17 protein-coding genes are annotated in these 20,017 nt (G+C 65.1%); 5 read left to right on the top strand and 12 right to left on the bottom strand.

The genetic code is table 11. The annotated features are described in order from the left end of the window. Positions 1 to 11: 11 nt before the first annotated feature. The 3 genes from ABD088_RS06560 to hrcA are packed head-to-tail and all read right to left on the bottom strand — an operon-like array spanning position 12 to position 3,025. Positions 12 to 827, bottom strand: coding sequence for a 16S rRNA (uracil(1498)-N(3))-methyltransferase (locus tag ABD088_RS06560; RefSeq protein WP_343900916.1), 816 nt, complete (start codon positions 825 to 827; stop codon positions 12 to 14). After that, positions 827 to 1,951: a molecular chaperone DnaJ gene (gene dnaJ / locus ABD088_RS06555; RefSeq protein ID WP_343900915.1), complete on the bottom strand. Its 1,125-nt coding sequence runs from the start codon at positions 1,949 to 1,951 to the stop codon at positions 827 to 829. Before dnaJ ends, ABD088_RS06560 begins: the two co-directional genes overlap by 1 nt. Before the next feature lie 60 nt (positions 1,952 to 2,011). Beyond that, positions 2,012 to 3,025: a heat-inducible transcriptional repressor HrcA gene (hrcA, locus tag ABD088_RS06550; protein WP_343900914.1), complete on the bottom strand. Its 1,014-nt coding sequence runs from the start codon at positions 3,023 to 3,025 to the stop codon at positions 2,012 to 2,014. A 176-nt stretch (positions 3,026 to 3,201) separates the two neighbouring features. Between hrcA and ABD088_RS06545 the strand changes: the two genes are divergently transcribed. Next, positions 3,202 to 4,053: a DUF3097 domain-containing protein gene (locus tag ABD088_RS06545; protein ID WP_343900912.1), complete on the top strand. Its 852-nt coding sequence runs from the start codon at positions 3,202 to 3,204 to the stop codon at positions 4,051 to 4,053. Positions 4,054 to 4,164: 111 nt separating this feature from the next. Further along, entirely contained in the window at positions 4,165 to 4,578 is a 414-nt protein-coding gene (locus tag ABD088_RS06540; RefSeq protein WP_343900910.1) for a DUF4870 domain-containing protein, read from the top strand. A gap of 74 nt (positions 4,579 to 4,652) precedes the next feature. On the opposite strand, the gene hemW is transcribed toward ABD088_RS06540, so the two are convergent. Together hemW and lepA are read right to left on the bottom strand one after the other, a co-directional pair. After that, positions 4,653 to 5,882, bottom strand: coding sequence for a radical SAM family heme chaperone HemW (hemW, locus tag ABD088_RS06535; RefSeq protein ID WP_343900908.1), 1,230 nt, complete (start codon positions 5,880 to 5,882; stop codon positions 4,653 to 4,655). Positions 5,883 to 5,887: 5 nt separating this feature from the next. Continuing rightward, positions 5,888 to 7,741, bottom strand: a complete 1,854-nt coding sequence (lepA, locus tag ABD088_RS06530) for a translation elongation factor 4 (protein ID WP_343900953.1) — start codon at positions 7,739 to 7,741, stop codon at positions 5,888 to 5,890. Positions 7,742 to 7,874: 133 nt separating this feature from the next. Here lepA and ABD088_RS06525 point away from each other — a divergent pair, with 133 nt between their 5' ends. The 3 genes from ABD088_RS06525 (at position 7,875) to rpsT (ending at position 8,942) form a co-directional block, all read left to right on the top strand. Next, complete coding sequence (locus tag ABD088_RS06525; protein ID WP_343900907.1) at positions 7,875 to 8,060, top strand: hypothetical protein; 186 nt, start codon at positions 7,875 to 7,877, stop codon at positions 8,058 to 8,060. A 45-nt stretch (positions 8,061 to 8,105) separates the two neighbouring features. Next, on the top strand, positions 8,106 to 8,456 hold the full coding sequence (locus ABD088_RS06520; protein WP_343900905.1) for a type II toxin-antitoxin system PemK/MazF family toxin: 351 nt from the start codon (positions 8,106 to 8,108) through the stop codon (positions 8,454 to 8,456). Positions 8,457 to 8,681: 225 nt separating this feature from the next. Beyond that, the gene (gene rpsT / locus ABD088_RS06515; RefSeq protein ID WP_343900903.1) at positions 8,682 to 8,942 is read left to right on the top strand and encodes a 30S ribosomal protein S20; all 261 of its coding nucleotides are present in this window, start codon (positions 8,682 to 8,684) and stop codon (positions 8,940 to 8,942) included. Positions 8,943 to 9,046: 104 nt separating this feature from the next. Here the strand turns inward: rpsT and holA are convergent, their stop codons facing one another. The 7 genes from holA to ABD088_RS06480 all read right to left on the bottom strand — a co-directional run bounded on the left by holA (position 9,047) and on the right by ABD088_RS06480 (position 19,895). Next, a complete protein-coding gene (holA, locus tag ABD088_RS06510; RefSeq protein WP_343900901.1) occupies positions 9,047 to 10,072 on the bottom strand; it encodes a DNA polymerase III subunit delta in 1,026 nt (341 codons plus the stop codon). Positions 10,073 to 10,116: 44 nt separating this feature from the next. After that, complete coding sequence (locus tag ABD088_RS06505) at positions 10,117 to 12,696, bottom strand: ComEC/Rec2 family competence protein (protein WP_343900899.1); 2,580 nt, start codon at positions 12,694 to 12,696, stop codon at positions 10,117 to 10,119. Positions 12,697 to 12,809: 113 nt separating this feature from the next. Next, positions 12,810 to 13,496 (bottom strand): ComEA family DNA-binding protein, encoded by a 687-nt coding sequence (locus tag ABD088_RS06500; RefSeq protein WP_343900898.1) that lies wholly within the window; start codon positions 13,494 to 13,496, stop codon positions 12,810 to 12,812. 232 nt (positions 13,497 to 13,728) lie between these two features. Continuing rightward, positions 13,729 to 14,787 (bottom strand): DegV family protein, encoded by a 1,059-nt coding sequence (locus ABD088_RS06495; protein WP_343900897.1) that lies wholly within the window; start codon positions 14,785 to 14,787, stop codon positions 13,729 to 13,731. A 9-nt stretch (positions 14,788 to 14,796) separates the two neighbouring features. Then, positions 14,797 to 17,355, bottom strand: coding sequence for a leucine--tRNA ligase (leuS, locus tag ABD088_RS06490; protein ID WP_372711138.1), 2,559 nt, complete (start codon positions 17,353 to 17,355; stop codon positions 14,797 to 14,799). A 182-nt stretch (positions 17,356 to 17,537) separates the two neighbouring features. Next, positions 17,538 to 19,052, bottom strand: coding sequence for a glycerol kinase GlpK (gene glpK, locus ABD088_RS06485; protein WP_343900894.1), 1,515 nt, complete (start codon positions 19,050 to 19,052; stop codon positions 17,538 to 17,540). A gap of 114 nt (positions 19,053 to 19,166) precedes the next feature. Continuing rightward, the gene (locus ABD088_RS06480) at positions 19,167 to 19,895 is read right to left on the bottom strand and encodes an MIP/aquaporin family protein (RefSeq protein WP_343900893.1); all 729 of its coding nucleotides are present in this window, start codon (positions 19,893 to 19,895) and stop codon (positions 19,167 to 19,169) included. Positions 19,896 to 20,017 lie beyond the last annotated feature (122 nt).

Genomic DNA, 20,017 nt, shown 5'->3' with positions numbered 1-20,017 from the left:
CCGCCGCGTCATCAGACGTCGAGGAGTCCGGCCAGATGGCGGGTGAGCACCAGTGCGGCAGGTCCAGCGGTGGAGGCGCGCAGGACATTGCGCCCCAACAGCGCCGTGCGGGCGCCGGCGGCAACCAACCGTTCGATCTCCCCGTCGGAGATGCCCCCTTCCGGGCCCACGATCAACAGGATCGACGGCTTCCGGGACGTCCCCACTCCCCTGGCGGACTGCGGGGATGCCCCATCCATGAAGGTGCGGACAACGTCGGGAAGCGATTGCGTCGCTGCCTCATGCAGGATGATCGCCTGCCGGACGTCGCCCTCCGCCGTGGGCCGCAGCAGTTGTTCGGCTAGTTGGGCAGTCGTGACGACACCCGAGACTTCGGGCAACCGGGTCCTACGGGACTGCTTCACGGCGGAGCGAACGGTGGAAGCCCACTTCTGCCGTCCCTTTTCCGCTTTCGCGGCTGGCCACCGAACCACGGAGCGGTCCGCCTGCCACGGGATGACGGCGTCGATACCCAGCTCAACAGCGGCCTCGACTGCCTGCAGGTCGCGGTCGCCCTTCGACAAAGCCTGGACCAACACAGTTTCCACCGCCGGGGCATCCTCGTGGGACACCCGGTCCACGCGGGCCGACAAACTGGCCTTGTCCGTGGAGAGGACCGTGCAGCTGGCACGGGTGCCCGCGCCGTCGAGCACATCGATCTGCTCGCCGGCGCGGACCCTTTTGACGGTCACCGCATGATGGCCCTCGGCGCCCTCGAGCACGAGGATGCCACCCGGCACGGGGTCCGGAGACAGCCCTTCGTCCATCAGGAACGCCTGGTTGCTCATCAGGCGCGGTGGCCCAGCTTGTCGCGGAGGCGGGAGAAGACGCCGCCCCGTTCGGCCAAGCGGCCCTCGGCCAATTCCTCGTCGCGCAGGCTGGCGAGGCGCTCGAGCAGCTCGCGCTGTTCGGCGTCGATCTTCGTGGGAGTCTCCACGTGGACATGCACGAGCAGGTCGCCACGGGAGCCGCCGCGCAGGCGCGGCACGCCGAGCTGAGGGAGCTTGACCGTGTCGGAGGACTGCGTGCCCGCTTCGATCCTGATCTCCTGCTCGCCGTCGAAGGTATCGAGCTTCAACTCGGTGCCCAATGCGGCAGCAGTCATCGGAATGCGCAGCGTCGCATGCAGGTCGTTGCCCTCGCGCTCGAAAACCGGGTGGCGCTTGACGTTGATCTCCACGTACAGGTCACCGGCGGGGCCGCCGCCGGGACCGGCCTCGCCCTGGTTCGCCAAGTGGATGCGCGTCCCGGTGGCGACACCGGAGGGGATCTTCAGCTGCTTGCTGACCCGTTCACGGACCCGCCCCTGACCCATGCACTCGTTGCAGGGGCTGGGCAATGTGGTGCCGAACCCGCGACAGGCGCTGCAGGTCTCCACCGTCATCATCTGGCCCAGGAAGGAGCGCACCGGGCGCTGGACTTGTCCGTGGCCCTGGCAAATCGTGCAGGTTTCCGGGGATGTGCCCGGTTGGCAGCAACTGCCATTGCACACGGTGCAGGTGACGGCTGTTTCGATATCCAGGGTGTAGACGGTGCCTTGGACCGCATCCTTGAGCTCGATGGATGCCGTCACCAGGGCGTCCCGGCCACGCTGGGTGCGCGATGCCGGTCCCTGGGCCTGTCCGCCGCCGAAGAACTGCTCGAAGATGTCGCCAAAGCCACCGAAACCGGCGCCGCCGCCGCCTCCGCCGCCTGCCGTCCCGTTCTCATTGCCCGTGGCGTCGTAGACCTGCCGCTTTTGCGGGTCGGAGAGCACCTCATAGGCATGGGTGACCGCCTTGAATTGTTCGGCGACATCCTCCCCCGGGTTCACATCCGGGTGGAGTTTGCGGGCCAGTTTCCGGTAGGCCTTCTTGATTTCCTCGGCGGAGGCGTCGCGCGCGACGCCGAGGGTTTCGTAGTGGCTGCTCACAGTGTGTGCTGTGTCCTTTCCGACATTCTGTACATGCTGTTTCCCCGTGCTCCCGGGCCGTTATCCGGCCAGGATGCGGGAAAGGTATCGGGCCACCGCGCGAACGGCGGCCATGCTGGTGGGATAGTCCATCCGCGTGGGACCCAGGACGCCGATCTTGGCGGAGGATCCGGGGCCGTAGCCGCTGGCGACCACCGAGGTCTCGGCCAGCCCTCCGTACGGGTTCTCGTGCCCAATCTGCACCGTGATGCCCCGGGCGTCCTGCTCCATCTCGGAGAAAAGCCGTAACAGGACGACTTGCTCTTCCAGGGCCTCCAAGACCGGGGTGATGGTCAGGGGGAAGTCGCCGGTGAATCGGGCCAGGTTCGCCGTCCCGGCCATAATGATCCGATCGATCACCGAGTTGTCCCCCAGGGACCCCAACGCCGCGGCAAGGATCCTGGCCGGCGCCCGCAGCGTCTGCGGCAGGTGCTCGCAAACGGTGGCGGAGAGCTCCCCGATGTTCTCCAGCCGCTGACCCGACGTGGCAGCCAGGAAGGCGGCCTTGAGACTGGCCAGCGCGTCGTCGGTGGTCTCCGGCGGAACCAGGACGACCCGCTGGTCGACTTTGCCGGTGTTGGTGATCAATACGGTGAGCACTTGCCCTGACCCCAGCCCGACCAGTTCGATATGCCGCACCGTGGCATCGCTGAACTGGGGAACCTGCAGGACCGCAACCTGGTTGGTCAGTTGGGCCAGCAGCCGAACGGTGCGCTCCAGGACCTCGTCGAGATCGTTGGTTCCCTCGAGCATCTGCTGGATGGCACGGCGCTCGGCACCCGAGAGCGGGCGGACCGCGTCGATCTGGTCGACGAAGTAGCGGTAGCCCTGTTCGGTGGGGATGCGGCCGGCGGAGGTGTGCGGGGCGATGATCAGCCCGTCCTCCTCCAGCGCGGCCATGTCATTGCGGATGGTTGCCGCCGACACCCCCAGCTGATGCCGTTCAACCAGCGCCTTGGAACCCACGGGCTCACGGGAGTGGACATAGTCCTCGACAATGGCCCGCAGGACCTCGAGGCGTCGTGGGACAGTCATGCGATCCTCCTGGCTCTGATCGTGGACGGATGTGAGGCACGTGTCGCTTAGCACTCGACACGCCTAAGTGCTAAGTCTAATACGATCCACCCCTTGTTAGCATGGTGGCCGCGCGCTCCGGTGCCTTCGGGCTGCCACAGCGACCGCCCGATCCCAGTGAAAGGCCGTGTCAGGAATTGAATATCCACCAGTGGGGTGCCCAGGATCTGTCGGCACCGAAACCGCGTGAACTGCGCCAGGTGCCCGCTTCCGTGGGAATGCTCCTGGAAGACGTCCAATCAGGTTGGGTCGGGGAGATCGTGCGGATCGAGCGTTCGGGCGGCATGCGTCTGGTCGTGCTGGAGGATCGGCGCGGGAAGACCCGTTCCTTCCCGACGGGCTTCGGGTTCCTGCTCGAAGGCGAACCGGTGGAAGTCACCGGACCCACGACGACGACGGCTCGGCCTTCGGGTGCACGAACTGCCTCCGGTTCGGTCAAGGTCCAGAACCTGAAGGCCCGTACTGCGGTGGCCAGCCGCATCTGGGTCGAGGGCAAACATGATGCAGAGCTTGTCGAAAAGGTATGGGGACACGACCTGAGGGTGGAGGGCATCGTCGTCGAGCCCCTGCACGGAGTCGACGACCTCGCCTCGGCGGTCAAGGAGTTCTCCCCCGGCCCCGGACGGAAACTGGGGATCCTGGTGGATCACCTGGTCCATGGCACCAAGGAGGAGCGGATTGCCAACGAGGCGATGCGTGTTCCGGGCGCCGCCTCCAACGTGCTCATCGTCGGCCACCCCTACGTGGATGTCTGGCAATCGATCCGGCCTCAGGTCTTGGGCATCGCGGCGTGGCCGGTGGTTCCGCGCGGAACCGATTGGAAGACGGGCATCCTGCGCGGTCTGGGATGGCCTCACGCCACGCAGGCGGACGTCGCCATGGGGTGGAAGCGGCTGCTCAGACAGGTCAACAGCTACGCAGACCTGGAAGCCAGCCTGCTGGGTCGCGTCGAGGAAGTCATCGATTTCCTGACCACGGGCCGACACTGAGCCGTCCGGCGACCTGACGCCGCGCCGCAGCTTTGCCGTTCGGCGATCCAAACCGCTACCGGCCTATAAACTATTGCTGTACACCACATCGGACGGGAGGAACGTCGGACCATGAACGGCATAGATCGCAACCCGCAGGACGGCCCGGCTGACGGTGGACGGTTTGAGGGCTCTTCGGCCGCACCACTGCCTCTGACCCCGTCGGAGGACCGGCAATGGGCAACGATCGCCCATTTCGGGGGAATCCTTGGATGCATCCCTTCCGGCATCATCTATCTGGTCTATCGCGACCGGGGTCCGTTTACGGCCCAGGAGTCCAAGGAAGCACTGAACTTCACCCTGCCCCTGACGGTTCTGGCACTGCTGTCGAACCTGCTCATGCTCATCCCGGTGATCGGCGGCATCTTCGCGATCATCGCCGTGGCCATCTGGGTCTACATCACGGTCAGTGGCGTGGTGGCTGGCATCGAGGTCAACCGGGGTCGGCCCTACAGGTATCCATTCAACCTGCGCCTGATCGCCTGATCCACCACTGACATCAAGCAAAAGGATCCCCGGGCCAATGTGTCCCGGGGATCCTTTTGTTGGCGCGGCGCCGCTCAGAAATCGAGCAGCCGCCTCACGATCGTATCGGCGAGCAAGCGGCCGCGCAGGGTCGGGATCACGGTTCCACGAACCGCTTCCGGTCCCTCGACCAGGCCGTCGGCAATGAGTCCTGCCACCGCCTGTCGCCCGGATGCCGGCAACTCGCTGGTGGGTAGCCCGTCGACGATCCGGGTCAGCAGCATGGTCCGCTCCAGCAACCGTGCCTGCTCATCCGGTGTCTCCCGGCCGGCGGCCGGGGAAACGCCCGCATCCACTCGCTGCTGGTACGCAGCAGGGTGCTTGACGTTCCACCAGCGCAGCCCCCCAACATGCGAATGCGCCCCCGGTCCGGCTCCCCACCAGTCGGCGCCCTTCCAATAGGCCATGTTGTGGCGGCACCGGGTGGCTTCGCTGCGGCTCCAATTGCTGACCTCGTACCACTGGAAGCCTGCGGCCGTGAGCAATTCGTCGGCCAGTAGGTATTTGTCTGCGTGGTCGTCGTCATCGATATCGGGCACTTCGCCCCGGCGGATCTGCGCGGCCAGGCGGGTGCCGTCCTCGATGATGAGTGCATAGGCCGAGATATGGTCCGGTTCATAGGAGAGTGCGGTCTCCAGGGAGGTGCGCCAGTCAGCCAGAGACTCCCCCGGTGTTCCATAAATCAGGTCGACGCTGACATCAAGGCCTGCCTCGCGGGCCCACTGGACGGCTTGACCCACCCGTTCGGGGCGGTGGGTCCGGTCGAGGGTCTTCAAGACGTGGGGAACCGCCGACTGCATGCCAAAGGAGACACGGGTGAAGCCCGCCTGGGCCAGTGTCGCCAACGATTCGGGGGTGACGGAATCCGGGTTGGCCTCAGTCGTGACCTCAGCGCCCTCCCGCAAGCCCCAGGTGGTGCGGATCGTCGACAACACGGCGACCAGGTCGGCGGCTGGAAGCAACGTTGGCGTGCCGCCGCCGAAGAACACCGTTGAGACTTCTCGTGGGGGAAGTCCGCTCGTTCGCAGGACACCTGCACCGAATTCCAACTCCGCCGACGCGGCTGCGGCATACGTGTCCTGGCTGGAACCGGAGCCGAGTTCGTGCGCGGTGTAGGTGTTGAAATCGCAGTAACCGCACCGCACCGCGCAGAAGGGGATGTGGACGTAGATGCAGAAGTCGCGCTCCGTTGCACCGTCAAGGGTGCTGGCAGGAAGCAGTCCATCGGCCGGAGCCGGGTCCCCGAGGGGTAATACAGAGGGCATGGACGCTACTTCTTGGCCTTGTCCTTGGACCCGTCGGACGACAGCGCCGCGATGAATGCCTCCTGGGGGACTTCGACACGTCCAACCATCTTCATGCGCTTCTTGCCCTCCTTCTGCTTCTCGAGCAGCTTGCGCTTACGTGAGATGTCACCGCCGTAGCACTTGGCGAGGACGTCCTTGCGGATGGCCCGGATGGACTCGCGCGCGATGATGCGCGATCCGATGGCCGCTTGGATGGGGACCTCGAACTGCTGGCGTGGGATGAGTTCGCGCAGCTTGCTGGTCATCAGCACCCCATAGGCGTAGGCCTTGTCTTTGTGCGTGATCGCACTGAAGGCGTCGACCTGCTCGCCCTGGAGGAGGATATCGACCTTGACCAGGTCTGCCACCTGTTCGCCATCCGCCTTCCAGTCGAGGGAGGCATAGCCGCGGGTCTTGGACTTCAGGATGTCGAAGAAATCGAACACGATTTCTGCCAGGGGAAGCCAGTACCGCAGTTCCACCCGGTCCTCGGAGAGGTAGTCCATGCCACGCATCTGCCCACGCCGGGTCTGGCAGAGCTCCATGACCGCACCCACGAATTCGTTCGGGGTGAGAATGGTCGCGGCAACCATCGGCTCACGGACCTCCATGATCTTGCCGGCCGGAAACTCGCTCGGGTTGGTCACAGTGACCATGGACTTGTCTTCGGTCATCACCTCGTAGACGACGTTGGGTGCCGTGGAGATCAAATCGAGGTTGAACTCGCTCTCGAGTCGCTCGCGGGTGATCTCCAGGTGCAGCAGGCCCAGGAAGCCGACGCGGAAGCCGAATCCCAGGGCGACAGAGGTCTCGGGCTCGAAGGTCAGTGCCGCGTCATTGAGCAGCAGCTTGTCCAAGGCGTCACGCAGAACCGGGTAGTCAGAGCCGTCAATCGGGTAGAGACCCGAGAACACCATGGGCTTGGGGTCCTCGTATCCACCCAGGGATTCCTGGGCAGGTTTGTTGAAGGTGGTGACGGTATCGCCGACCTTGGATAGGCGGACATCCTTGACGCCGGTGATCAGATAGCCGACTTCACCAACCCCAAGTCCCTTGCTGGGCGTCGGCTCCGGCGAGGACACACCGATCTCGAGCAGTTCATGGGTCGAACGAGTGGACATCATCTGGATCTTCTCGCGGGGCGAGAGGTGGCCGTCGACGACACGCACATAGGTGACGACGCCACGGTAGGTGTCGTAGACGGAGTCGAAGATCATGGCGCGCGCTGGTGCATCGACGTTGCCGACCGGCGGCGGAAGATCCCTCACGATCTTGTCCAAAAGGGCCTCAACGCCAACGCCGGTCTTGCCTGAGACCTGCAGGACATCCTCGGGCTTGCCGCCAATCAGGCCGGCGAGCTCCGCAGCATACTTCTCGGGCTGGGCGGCCGGCAGGTCGATCTTGTTCAGGACGGGAATGATCGTCAGGTCGTTTTCCATGGCGAGGTAGAGGTTGGCCAGGGTTTGTGCCTCGATGCCCTGGGCAGCGTCGACCAGCAGGATGGCGCCTTCGCAAGCGGCCAGGGAGCGGGATACCTCGTAGGTGAAGTCAACGTGGCCGGGAGTATCGATCATGTTCAGCGCGTAGGCCGACCCGTCGACCTCCCAGGGCATGCGCACGGCCTGCGACTTGATGGTGATGCCGCGCTCGCGCTCGATGTCCATGCGGTCGAGGTACTGTGCCTTCATGTCCCGATGGGAGACAATGCCCGTGGATTGCAGCATCCGATCGGCCAGGGTGGACTTCCCGTGGTCGATGTGGGCGATGATGCAGAAGTTCCTGATGATCGCCGGATCGGTGGCGGCAGGCACCGGGGCGGTGCGGGCCATGGGTGACACGTGGGTGACCTCGCTCTGGGGCTGTTGGATGTCGAACTGCTTGCGGATGGACCGCAAAACACCATTCTTCCATGATTCGGACGCACCGGATTCCGTCCTCGCGGGTGTGGCGTCCCGCTGTTACCGTGGCCCCATGCAGATCAATCCACGAATGATCAGCCGGTTGGTGCGACTGGGCACCAAGGCTTTCCGGTCCTACCAGTCCAGCCAGAAGCGCGATCAGGGGCCCTCCCAAGGCGGACAACCGCCTGCCGGCCCCACCGGTTCCGGACAAGGCAGCCCCGGCCAGAAGCCCAGTGGAGACGGCTCCGGCGGTTGAAGAGATCGGGCCTACCCGGGCGACTACACCGGCCCGGTCAGGCCCGTGTACGACCCCAAGCCCGACGGCCACCCCGATCCGGGAGAAATCGTGTGGGCCTGGGTCCCCTATGAAGAGGACCATTCCCAGGGGAAGGACCGCCCAGTGCTCCTGATCGGGCACGACGGCGGAACCCTGCTCGGATTGATGCTCACCTCCAAGGACCACGATCGTCCGGGACACCAGGACCAGGACTATGTGGACGTGGGTACCGGCCCCTGGGATCGGCAGCGGCGGCCCAGCGAGGCCAAGGTGGACAGGATCATCCGCATCGATCCCGAGGGGATCCGCCGGGAAGGCGCAGTCCTCGGACGTTCCGCCTTCGATCAGGTGGCCGCGGCCCTCTCCCGCTCCTGAGCGCAGGTCATCTTCGGCGGACCGTGGGCATCCGCCCGCGACCCGCCGGGTTGGTTCTCGAATCGCGGGGATCGGGCATCCCTGCTAAGATTGCTTGCTGTGTGTCCGCGCAGGTCGACGGGCACTTCTCCCGGGTCGCCATAGGTATCCCCACGCCGCTCAGTCGATGGCTCGGGAGGGATCCCTCACCGACCATTTTCCGCGATAGCAAGAGAGTTTATACAAGTGGCTAATATCAAGTCCCAGAAGAAGCGCATTCTCACCAACGAGAAGGCCCGCGCCCGCAACGCCGCCGTGCGTTCGGAGCTGAAGACCGCCATCCGCTCGGTCGACAAGGCCGTTGCAGCCTCCGACAAGGATGCAGCTTCGGCTGCCCTTGCCACCGCCGGCCGCAAGCTGGACAAGGCTGTCAGCAAGGGTGTCGTGCACAAGAACAACGCTGCCAACCGCAAGTCGGCCATCTCCAAGAAGGTCAACGCGCTCTAAGGCACGTCAAAGTTTGAACGGCTGAGGCCGCCACCAGATATCTGGTGGCGGCCTCAGCTGCTTAACCAGCGTCAATACTGACGCCCGCCTGGCCGGCGTGGGGGTTAGCGCCTGGCCGCTAGTGCAATACCGGTGACGGCTCGTTCCACGGCGTACTGCGGATCGCGTGAGGCGCCCTTGACCTGTGCATCGGCCTCGGCCACCAGGCGCAGGCACCGTACGAGGTCATCGTGGGAGAAGTACCGCGCCTGCTCTTGGGCCTGCTGCACTTGCCAGGGGGCCATTCCGAGTTCCTTGGCCAGCATTCCGGAGGACTTGCGCTGTCCGGCCACCTTCGCGACTTGACGCAACTTCATGGCCAGTGCCGCCACGATGGGAACCGGGTCGGTTCCGGTTGCCAGGGCATGCCGCAGGGTGCCCAAAGCCGTCGGACCGCGTCCCGAGAGAGCCGCATCCGCAACTTTGAAACCCGTTGCCTCGACACGTCCGCCAAAGTACCGGTCCACGGTTTCCTGGTCGACCTCACCGGTGGTGTCCTGCACCAATTGGGTGCAGGCGGCAGCGAGCTCCGCCAGGTCCGAACCCACCGCCGAGACGAGTGCACGAGTTGCGTCGGGGAGGATGCGGCGGCGGGCCACCTTGAATTCCTGCGAGACGAATTCGGCCTTCTCCGCGTCCTTCTTGAGTGGTTGGCAGTCGATGACGTGTGCACCGGCTGCCTTGAGTGCGTCGAGGACCTTCTTCCCGCGGTTGCCGCCGGAATGGTGCAGGACCATGACGACGTCGTCCGCCGGGGATGCGGCATACGCGAGGATGTCCTCGAGGAAGTCCTCGTTCATTGTCGCCAGTGCCGTCGCCTCGATCACCTTGGAATCACCGAAAAGTGAGGGGCTGGCTGCCAGGAGGAGTTCGCCGCGCTGGTAGGTCGAGGCGTCGAACGCGGTGACCTCGGCGCCGCCATCTCGTTCCTTGACCTGCTGGCGAATGGAGTCGAGGACCCGCCCCGCGACGTAGGCTTCCGGCCCCTGCAACAGGACTAGCGGTGCGGGGACGGCCTGGCGCCACTGTGTCCCGGGACCCGATCGGGCTCCCGAGGACCGAGAGCTGCCTGCAGGCTTGGTGGCCACCATGTTCCGCCTTCCGTTGGAGTCTGACATTGAATCCTATCGTCCCCTCAGCCTGCACTGTGCCCATGGACGACGAGTTGGCCAGTGGCCGTTTCCTGCAACCGGATGGTGCCGTGTAGGTCGGTGCGGAAAGCTTCGATTCCGGCGGTTCGCAGGGCCTGCAGGATACTGGGAGCGGGGTGCCCGTAGGTATTATCCGCTCCGACACCGATGAGAGCCACGCGGGCACCGCTGGCAGCAATGACTGCACTACCGCCGTTCTTCGCTCCGTGGTGGCTGACTTTCAGAACGTCAACATGGAGGTCCTCATGCGCCCGGAGCACTGCCCCCATCGCCTCGGATTCCATGTCGCCGGTGGCGAGCATCGTGAACGGACGCCCGACGTCGCCTTCAAGGGTGAAGACGACGACCAGGGAGGCATTGTTTTCTTCTTCTCCGACGGGGTCCTCAAGGGGGCCGAGGATCTCCCAGCTAACAGTTCCGGCAGTACCCCTGGTGCCGGCCGGCGGTTCACTGGTTTCGTGGTCCGGAGACAGACCAGGAAGCGTGGTGCGTTCCGTTCCCGTGGAAAAATACGCAGGTCCTACCGTCCGGTCGTTGACGGCTCCGGACAGTCCACCGGCGTGGTCCGCGTGCAGGTGGGTAATGAACAGCGCATCGATGTCCCGGATCCCCAGCTCCGTCAGGCAATTGTCGACCATGGCGGGATCGGGACCGGTATCCACCAGGACCGCGCTATGGGCACCAGAGCGCAGGACGAACGCATCGCCCTGGCCCACATCGCAGGCAGCAAGCTGCCACGGGCCCGAGGGTGCGGGCAACAGTGCGGTAGTCGGCATCGTCAGCCCGGCGAGGAGTCCCAGGCCGGCGGCCCCGACGCTGATCGCCGCGCCACGACGCCCCCAGCCAGACAGGTCGCCTGAGAGAGGCACCCTGTTTATCAGGGCACGAGTGCGCCTTCCGATGGTGCCCACGTCGCCCAGCCAACCGTGGGATGCGGCGTTCTCGTCCACGGGCGGCGTGGAAGCCAGCCACACCGCCATCAGCGCCAGGACGGAAACGAGGACTCCGGCTGCCCGCCCGGCTGGCCCCTCGGGCCAGGCCAGCGCTGATCCGGGCAACCCGGCGACCAGGTGGCCCAGGCTACCGATCCAGCTGGCCGGAACTCCTGCCACCCAGATGAATGGTTGGAGCCATGGGCCGGGCAGCCCTGCCAACAGCAGGGCTGCGGTCCCGGCAACGGTCACCACGGGTACCAGGGGTGCGGCGAGGACGTTGGCGGGGACGGAATAGGGGCTGAACGTGGAGCTCATGCCCAAAAGCACCGGCAAGCAGAACAATTGTGCGCTGGTGCTGATTCCAACACCGTCGGCGAGCCAGCCGGGCATGATGTGACGGCACAGCCCAGCCAGGCGCTGCCCCATCAGAACGATTCCGGCCGTTGCCAAGGCGGAGAGCTGGAAAGCTGGCTCGCGGGCGTACCAGGGGTCCCACGCCAGGATCAGGACTACACAGATGCAGAGCGTCGTCAGCGCCTGTTTTCCGCGCCCAGCGTAGACGGCCAATGCGCCGATGGCCCCCATGATTGCGGCACGGATGACGCTCGGTTCGGGATGCACCAGAATCACGAAGCCCACCAGCAGGAGCAGTGATAGGCCCAGTGACGGCCACCGCCTGATGCCAAAGAACCGGCAAGCGTAGAGGACGGTTCCGAGGATCATGGCGACGTTTGCTCCACTGACGGCTGTGAGGTGGGCCAGGCCTGTAGTTTTCATGTCGGCGGAAAGTTCCTCGGACTGGGCGGTTCGATCTCCCATAACCATCCCGGGAAGTAGCGCCGGTCCCTCCCCCGGAAGGATGGTGGCTGCGCCTGCGAGGCGTTCACGCCAGTCCTCCGTGGGTAGTCTCCGGCCTTCTCCGTCGACTGGGGCAAGAGTGGTGGAGGCCTGTAACCAATAGCCCTGCCTGTCACCAGGCTCGGCGCGAGCGAGGCGTCCCAGCCCGCTCACGGTTTGTCCGACAGTTGGCCTGCCGTCCTGCTGCCACTGCTCCGACCTCAGGACCAGGACGGCCTCCGCTGCCCCCGCGTGCCAATGGCCATCAGCGGTGTACCGGTCCACGCGGACGTCGACGAGCATCAGTGGTTCGCTGGCGTCCGAGGACGGTTCCGCACCGACGAGCGACTCCCCTGACACGTTGCCGTACGAGGACTGCATGGTTCGGGCATCACCAGTGACCGCGGCCGTGAAGCGAATAGTCGCCCCTGCATCGGCCAGCGCACCAAATGTCGGATCGCGTTGCGCCAAAACGTGGGTTGAAATCCCGGCGGCCACCAGGAAGGCCCCCACCGCGGCTGCGGCCACCGGGGCCCACCAATGATGGGACCACGCGATGATCCCGCGGTTTCGAAGTAGCAGCCAATACAACATCGCCAACATGGCACCCAAAATGGCCGTCAACAACAAAGAAACACCAGGGTCCATTTGCACGAGAACCCAGGCGGAAGTCCACGCCGTTGCCGCGATGGACAGGCTGCGCAGATCGAGTCGTCCGTCGCCCTCGGCCCCCTCTTGTCCCCCGGGGCGCGAGGTGAACGAACGGAGGATGGGCCGCAGGAGGAGAAGCAATGAGTGGATCCGACGTGACGATGGGACCGATCCGCCAGCTCTCATCTGGGGAACGATGCCCCGGTTGTCCCCGCGTGGTTCCGTGGTGGGCGCGGACGCACGATGATCTGGGCTCACCGGAACCTGACCAGAGGTTCGAGACGGGCCATCATCGCCGGTCCGATACCGGGCACGGCGTCGAGCTCCTCCAGGGATGAATAGGGACCGTTGGCGCTGCGGAATTCCACAATCCGCGCCGAAAGTGCCGGACCAATGCCGGGAAGCTGCTCCAACTCGGCTGCATCCGCGCTATTGATGTCGATCCCCTCCCCCGGGCCAACGTCTCCCCCGCCGGCCTTTGGGGCGACTGACGATGATCCTGCGTGGGGAGTGGCGCCCGGAGCACCGACCTCGTCCCGTGTCGGCAAGTACAGCTGTTCACCGTCCTGCAGGGGCGCGGCCAGGTTCACGGCCGATGCGACGGCGTGTGGTGCCAACCCGCCGGCCCTCTCGACGGCATCGCCGGCCCGGGCACCGGACGCGAAACGATATACCCCCGGCTTTTTCACGGCTCCGGCGACGTGGACGACGACTTCCTGCGGCGGTTTGCTTGCTTGGTTCTCGCTATCGGCCCGCTTATCAGCGGTCGTAGTCGGCGAAGCACGGGCCGGTGTCGGGTTCGTGGCCGGGACGGACATGGAGGAACCCGTGGCGGCACTTGGGTCCATATCCACCGCGCCCAGTTGTTCGCCCGCGCCTTCGGGCGGGTGGAACAGCAAACTGGCGGCAATCCAGATGACGGCGGTGAACAGGAGGCACATGATCGCTCCCCGGCCGATTCTGAAGCGAAAACGGGGGCCCCCATCGCGGCCCGGTGTCGGGTCGGTGCGTAATTCCCAACGGTGTCGAACCATGCCTGAAGCCTAGGAACGCGTGCCAGCTATCTCGGGTCTGCGGCGTCACTGTGTGGATAGATGGCAGTCGGGTGTGCCTGTGGAGGGAAGATCCGTGAACCACGGCGAACTGGCGGCCCCGTCAGGGATCCGATGGGGACTATTCCCGGGTTCCGGCCTCAGCCGAAGTACCGGTCGAGGGATGTGTTTCCGCGTCCGGGGCTTCGGTATCGTCACTAGGCGTCGTGGCCGTCTCCGGAGTGGCCAGCGGGGCGATCACCACGGCCAGCACGCCTGCGCCTGCATGTGCTGCCAAGACCGAGGGCAGGGGTTCACACAGGATGTCCTCGCCGGTGGAGCTTTCCAATTCGGCCCGGAGCTCGTCTGCCTGATCAGGATTGCCAAAATAGTGAACCGCGACCCGTACTCCGGCTGGAGCGGCATCTGCGGCCTCGCGCGAGATCTCGACCAAACGTGCCATTGCCCGGGGCGTGGTCCTGACTTTTTCCCGGACCACGACACGACCGTTCTGGACGGCGAGCAGGGGCTTCACGGCCAACAAGGTGCCCAACATGCTGGCCGCCGTTCCGATCCGGCCTCCCTTGCGTAGTTGCTCCAGGCTCGGCACGACGAAGCAAATGGCATAGCTCTCGGCTTGCCTTGCGACGGCCTCCACGGCAGCGAGGGGAAGTCCCGCTTCGGCGGCCAAGACAGTGTCCATGACGGCCAGCCCCTGTGCCAAGCCCACCGTCCGACTGTCGAGGACAGACACCGGTACCGCGACCTGTTCAGCGGCCCAGCGGGCAGCATCCACGGTCCCGGAGAGCTCCTTGGACAGGTGCAACGAAACGATCTGGTCATAGCCGGCGCGTTCCAGGGACTCGTAGGCGCGTTGGAACGCCCCGGGTGCAGGTCGAGATGTCTTCACGGTGCCACCGGTGGCCAGCGCCAGTGCCAGCGCTGTCTCCACATCATCCAGGCCTTCGGTGTAGATCTGTCCATCGATCATCACGGGCATGGGGACGACCCGCAGCCGGTCAGCATGTGCGTCTGCCCACGCCTGGGGCAATGCTGCCGCCGTATCGGTGACGACAGCAATCCGGGACCGCTGAAGGCGCTCACGCGCGCGTCGCTCACGCGGAAGCAGCCGATCCAGAAACCCGGGATGCCGCTCGGGGCGGGCCCCGGCTGGATCCTCGTGTCGCTGGGCTGGTGCCATGTCCCTACCCTAGGAGGCCGGGACGAGATTCACGAGTTTCGGTGCGCGGACGATGACGGTGCGCAGTTCGCGACCGTCCAATGCCCGCTGCACCGACTCCGAGGCGAGCGCCAGTTCGCGCAGCTCGTCTTCGGTGATATCTGCTGGCACTGTCAAACGATCGCGGACCTTGCCCTTGACCTGCACGATGGCCACCACCGTGTCCTGGACCAGCAGGTCTGGATCAACGACTGGCCAACCAGCGTTGGCTACTGACGGTTCGTGGCCAAGCTGCTCCCACATGCCTTCGGCCGTGTAGGGCGCGAAAAGGCTCAAGATCACGGCCACCGCTTCAGCAGCCTCCCGGACTGCGGGATCTGCCGGACCGGCTCCCGAGTCAATGGCCTTGCGGGTGGCATTGACCAGTTCCATCAGCTTGGCGACCACGACATTGAACTTGCCGGCATCCAGCAGTTCGGCGGATTCAGCCACGGCGCGGTGCGTCACCGCACGCAAGGCCCAGTCACCGGTCTCCGGCGGGGTGCCGACGGAACTTGCCACGTCCTGGGCCATGCGCCAGGCCCGGGCAAGGAACTTGCCGGCGGCAGCTGGCGAGACGTCGGCCCAGTCGACATCGTCTTCCGGCGGGGACGCGAAAATCATGGTCAAACGCACGGCGTCGACGCCGTAACGGTCCAGCTGCTCGCCCAGATCCACGCCGTTGCCCAACGACTTGCTCATGGCCTTGCCGCCGTTGAGAACCTGGCCTTGGTTCAAGAGGGCGGAGAAAGGCTCGGTGGCCTCGAGCAAGCCGAGATCGTGGATCACCTTGGTGAAGAAGCGGGCATACAGCAGGTGCAGGATCGCGTGTTCCACCCCGCCAACGTACTGGCCGACGGGCATCCAATTCCGTGCCGCTTCGGGGTCGAAAGGGCCCTCGGTGCAATCCGGGGAGACGAAACGCAGGAAGTACCAGGACGAGTCCACGAACGTGTCCATGGTGTCGGTGTCGCGCCGCGCCGGTCCGCCGCAGGACGGGCAGGAAACGTTGACCCAGTCTGCAGCCGCTGCCAAGGGGGACGTGCCCTTGGGGGCCAGGGCCTCTCCACGCAGGTTATCTGGCAGCCGAACGGGCAATTGGTCGTCGGGGACCGGGACTTCACCGCAGTCTGCACAGTGGATGATCGGGATCGGGGTGCCCCAGAAGCGCTGGCGGGACAGCAGCCAGTCACGCAGACGGTAGTTGACCGTGTGTCGGCCGGTGCCGGCCGCTTCGACAATTTCCACGGCGCGGGCAATCGCCTGTGTCTTGCCCAGCCCGTCGAGTTCCCCGGAATTGACCAGGGTCCCCTCTCCCGTCGCGGCGACGCCGCTGACCGCAGGGTCCTCCTCACCGGTTTCAACGACCACCCGGACGGGCAGGTCAAAAGTGCGTGCGAAGTCCAGGTCGCGTTGGTCGTGCGCGGGAACCGCCATGATGGCTCCGGTTCCGTAGTCGGCCAACACGTAATCGGCAGCCCAGACGGGAAGCCGGGCTCCGGTGAGCGGGTTGATGGCATAGCGGCCCAGGAAAACACCGGTTTTGGTGCGTTCGGTCGACTGCCGTTCGATTTCCGAGAGCGCCTTGACCTGCTCTTGATAGGCGGCCAGTGCCTCACGGTGTTCCGGCGCCACGATCTCGTCGGCGAGGGCCGCGTCAGCGGCCACCACGAAGAACGTTGCTCCGTGCAGGGTGTCGGGACGCGTGGTGAAAACGGTCACCGCGCGCTCTTCACCGGATTCCTGCGGGGCCTCGATGACGAAGTCCACGTGGGCGCCTTCGGACCGCCCGATCCAGTTGCGTTGCATGGCCAGCACCCGCTCGGGCCAGTGTCCCTTCAGCGCCTCCATGTCATCGAGCAGCCGGTCGGCGTAGTCGGTGATCTTGAAATACCACTGGTTCAGCGACTTTTTCGTCACCTCGGTGCCACATCGCTCGCAGGTGCCGTTCACGACCTGCTCGTTGGCCAGGACAGTCTGGTCCTTCGGGCACCAGTTCACCGGGTGGTCCTTGCGGTAGGCCAGCCCCTTCTCATAGAAGCGCTTGAAGAGCCACTGTGTCCAGCGGTAGTACTCGGCATCGGACGTGTGCAGGCGTCGGGACCAGTCCGCACTGATGGCATAGCGCTTGAATGAAGCGGCCTGCGTGTCGATGTTCGCGTACGTCCACTCGGCGGGGTGGGCGTTACGTTTGATGGCAGCATTTTCCGCCGGCAGTCCAAAGGAATCCCAGCCGATCGGATGCAGTACGTCGTATCCCAGCTGACGCCAATACCTGGCCACCACATCGCCCATGGCGAAGGCTTCTGCGTGACCCATGTGCAGATCACCGGAGGGGTAGGGGAACATGTCCAAGACGTACCGGCGTTCGGCCGATCCATCATCTTTCGGGGTGAAGACACCCAGTTCCTCCCACACGGACTCCCATCGGGCTTCAAGTTCCCTGAAGCTGTAGCTGATGCCAGTATCCGCGGTTCCGGGTGCCTCTGTGCTCACGATGTGTACGCCTTCTGGTAGTGCAGAATATGTGGGTCGTCCAGTCCCGGCCAACGACACCTTGGAAAAGGCGACGGAAGCCTGACACGAAAAAGCCCCTTGGCATACAAGGGGCAGCCGGGAAGGTGATCCCGGCTAGGAAAGACGTAGGACTGCTGACATGGGGCCAGTCTACAGCACAGCAGGACCCCGGCACCGCAGGGGTGCCGGGGTCCTGCCTTGCAGTTGAAACGTCGTTACTGCACGTCCTCGTCGACCCAGTCGAACGTCTTGGTCACGGCCTTCTTCCACAGGCGCATCTGCCGTTCGCGCTCTTCCTGCTCCATGGACGGCTCCCAGCGGGTGTCTTCGGCCCACTTGGCCCGCAGTTCATCACGGTCCTTCCAAAAGCCCACGGCCAGACCAGCAGCATAGGCGGCACCCAAAGCGGTCGTCTCAGTGACTTCCGGGCGGACGACGGGCACCCCGAGAAGGTCGGCTTGGAACTGCATCAGGCTCTCATTGGCGACCATGCCCCCGTCGACGCGCAGTTCGGTCAGCGGGACCTCGGCGTCGGCGTTGACGGCGTCCAGGACCTCACGGGTCTGGAAGGCGGTGGCCTCCATGGCGGCGCGGGCAATGTGGGAGCGATTGGCAAAACGCGTCAGGCCCACGATGGCCCCGCGGGCATCCGGACGCCAGTACGGGGCGAACAATCCGGAGAACGCCGGGACGATGTAGACGCCCCCGTTGTCCTCCACCTCGGCGGCCAGCTCCTCCACCTCGGCAGCCGAGGAGATCATGCCGATGTTGTCGCGCAACCACTGCACCAGGGATCCGGCGACGGCGATGGACCCCTCGAGGGCATACACCGGCTTCTCGTCACCGAGCTTGTAGGCAACAGTGGTCAGCAGCCCGTTGGAGGACTTCACGATCTCCTCGCCGGTGTTGAAGATCAGGAAGCAACCCGTGCCATAGGTGTTCTTGGCTTCGCCGGCCGAGAACGCCGCCTGTCCGAAGGTCGCAGCCTGCTGGTCGCCGAGGATCCCGGCGACGGGGACTTCGCGCAGCAGCTGGTTGGTATGGACGGTTCCATAGACCTCCGAAGAGGACTTGATGTCGGGCATCATCGACACCGGGACACCGAAGTCCGCCAGGATGCCCTCGTCCCACGTCAGCTTTTCCAGGTCCATGAACAAGGTGCGGGAGGCATTGGTGACGTCGGTGATGTGGATGCCGCCGTCTGTTCCCCCGGTGAGGTTCCAGGTCACCCAGGTATCGGTGTTGCCGAAGAGCAGGTCACCGGCCTCGGCCCGCTCCCGTACGCCTTCGACGTTGTCCAGGATCCATTTGACCTTGGTGCCCGAGAAATACGGTGCCAGCGGCAACCCGACGCGGTCCTTGTAGCGGTCCCCACCCCCATCGGCGGAGAGTTCGTCGACGATTTTCTGGGTCCGGGTGTCCTGCCAGACGATGGCGTTGTACACGGGCTTTCCGGTGTTCTTGTCCCAGACGACCGTGGTTTCGCGCTGGTTGGTGATGCCGACCGCCGCGATGTCGTGCCGGGTCAGGTTGGCCTTGGAGAGGGCACTACCGACGACTTCACGGACATTGGTCCAGATTTCCGTGGCGTCATGCTCGACCCAACCCGCCTTGGGGAAGATCTGCTCGTGTTCCTTCTGCCCGACCGAGACGATGGAGCCATCGTGGTCGAAGATGATGGCACGTGAACTCGTGGTGCCCTGGTCGATGGCGATGATGTACTGGCTCATGGGTTTTCCCTTCGAGATACCGGTTGTGGGGAGTGCTGCCGCGGTCATGCGCACCCCATGCCTCGTCTGCTGCGAGTCTGGGACACCGGCGATGCGCGGCGGGCCGTGCTGGGTCTAGAAGAGCCCTGCGCCGGCCACTCCGCCGATGGCCCCACCGATCAGGGGTCCGACGACGGGTACCCAGGAATAGCCCCAGTCACTGCCGCCCTTGCCCTTGATCGGCAGGATGGCGTGGGCGATGCGCGGGCCGAGGTCACGCGCCGGGTTGATGGCGTATCCGGTGGGTCCACCCAGGGAGGCGCCGATGGCGACCACCAGCAAACCGACGGCCAGGGGGCCCAACTGGTGCGGGGTCTTGCCGAGCCCGGAGATCACGAAGACCAGCACGAAGGTGGCGATGATCTCGGTCACGAGGTTCCAGAATTTGCCCTTGATGGCCGGTCCGGTGGAGAAGACGCCCAACTTGGTGGCAGGATCCGGTTCGGCATTGAAATGCTGCCGGTAGGACGCCCAGCACAGCACGGCACCGAGGAAGGCCCCGATCATCTGCGCTGCGAAGTAAAGCATCGTGGTGATGAAGGTCTTGTCCACTCCGGGGGCATATTCGGTGACGTCGGGGTTCACGAGCAGCCCGATGGTGACGGCCGGGTTCAGGTGGGCGCCGGAGGCGGCGGCAACGAAGACACCGGCGAAAACGCCGAGACCCCAACCGAAGTTCACCATCAGGGTGCCACCCCCATGGCCTTTCGAACCGGACAGGGAGACGTTGGCAACGACTCCCCCGCCCAGTAGCAACAGCATCATGGTGCCGAGCATTTCGGCGGTGAAGACATGCAGAGACATCGTTGACTCCTATGTTGTGAGGCGAGGCCCGGGGCACCTGGTGATGCCCCGCGGCTTTCCGACTCACCGGTCGTTGCCGGCGCGGAAATTCTGGGGCCGGGCGGCGCTTCTGTGCGCCGCCC

It is taken from the genome of Arthrobacter rhombi (assembly GCF_039526245.1).
GTDB lineage: Bacteria > Actinomycetota > Actinomycetes > Actinomycetales > Micrococcaceae > Arthrobacter_H > Arthrobacter_H rhombi.
Note: the sequence above shows the minus strand (reverse complement) of the source record. Positions and strands in the feature narration are given on the sequence as shown.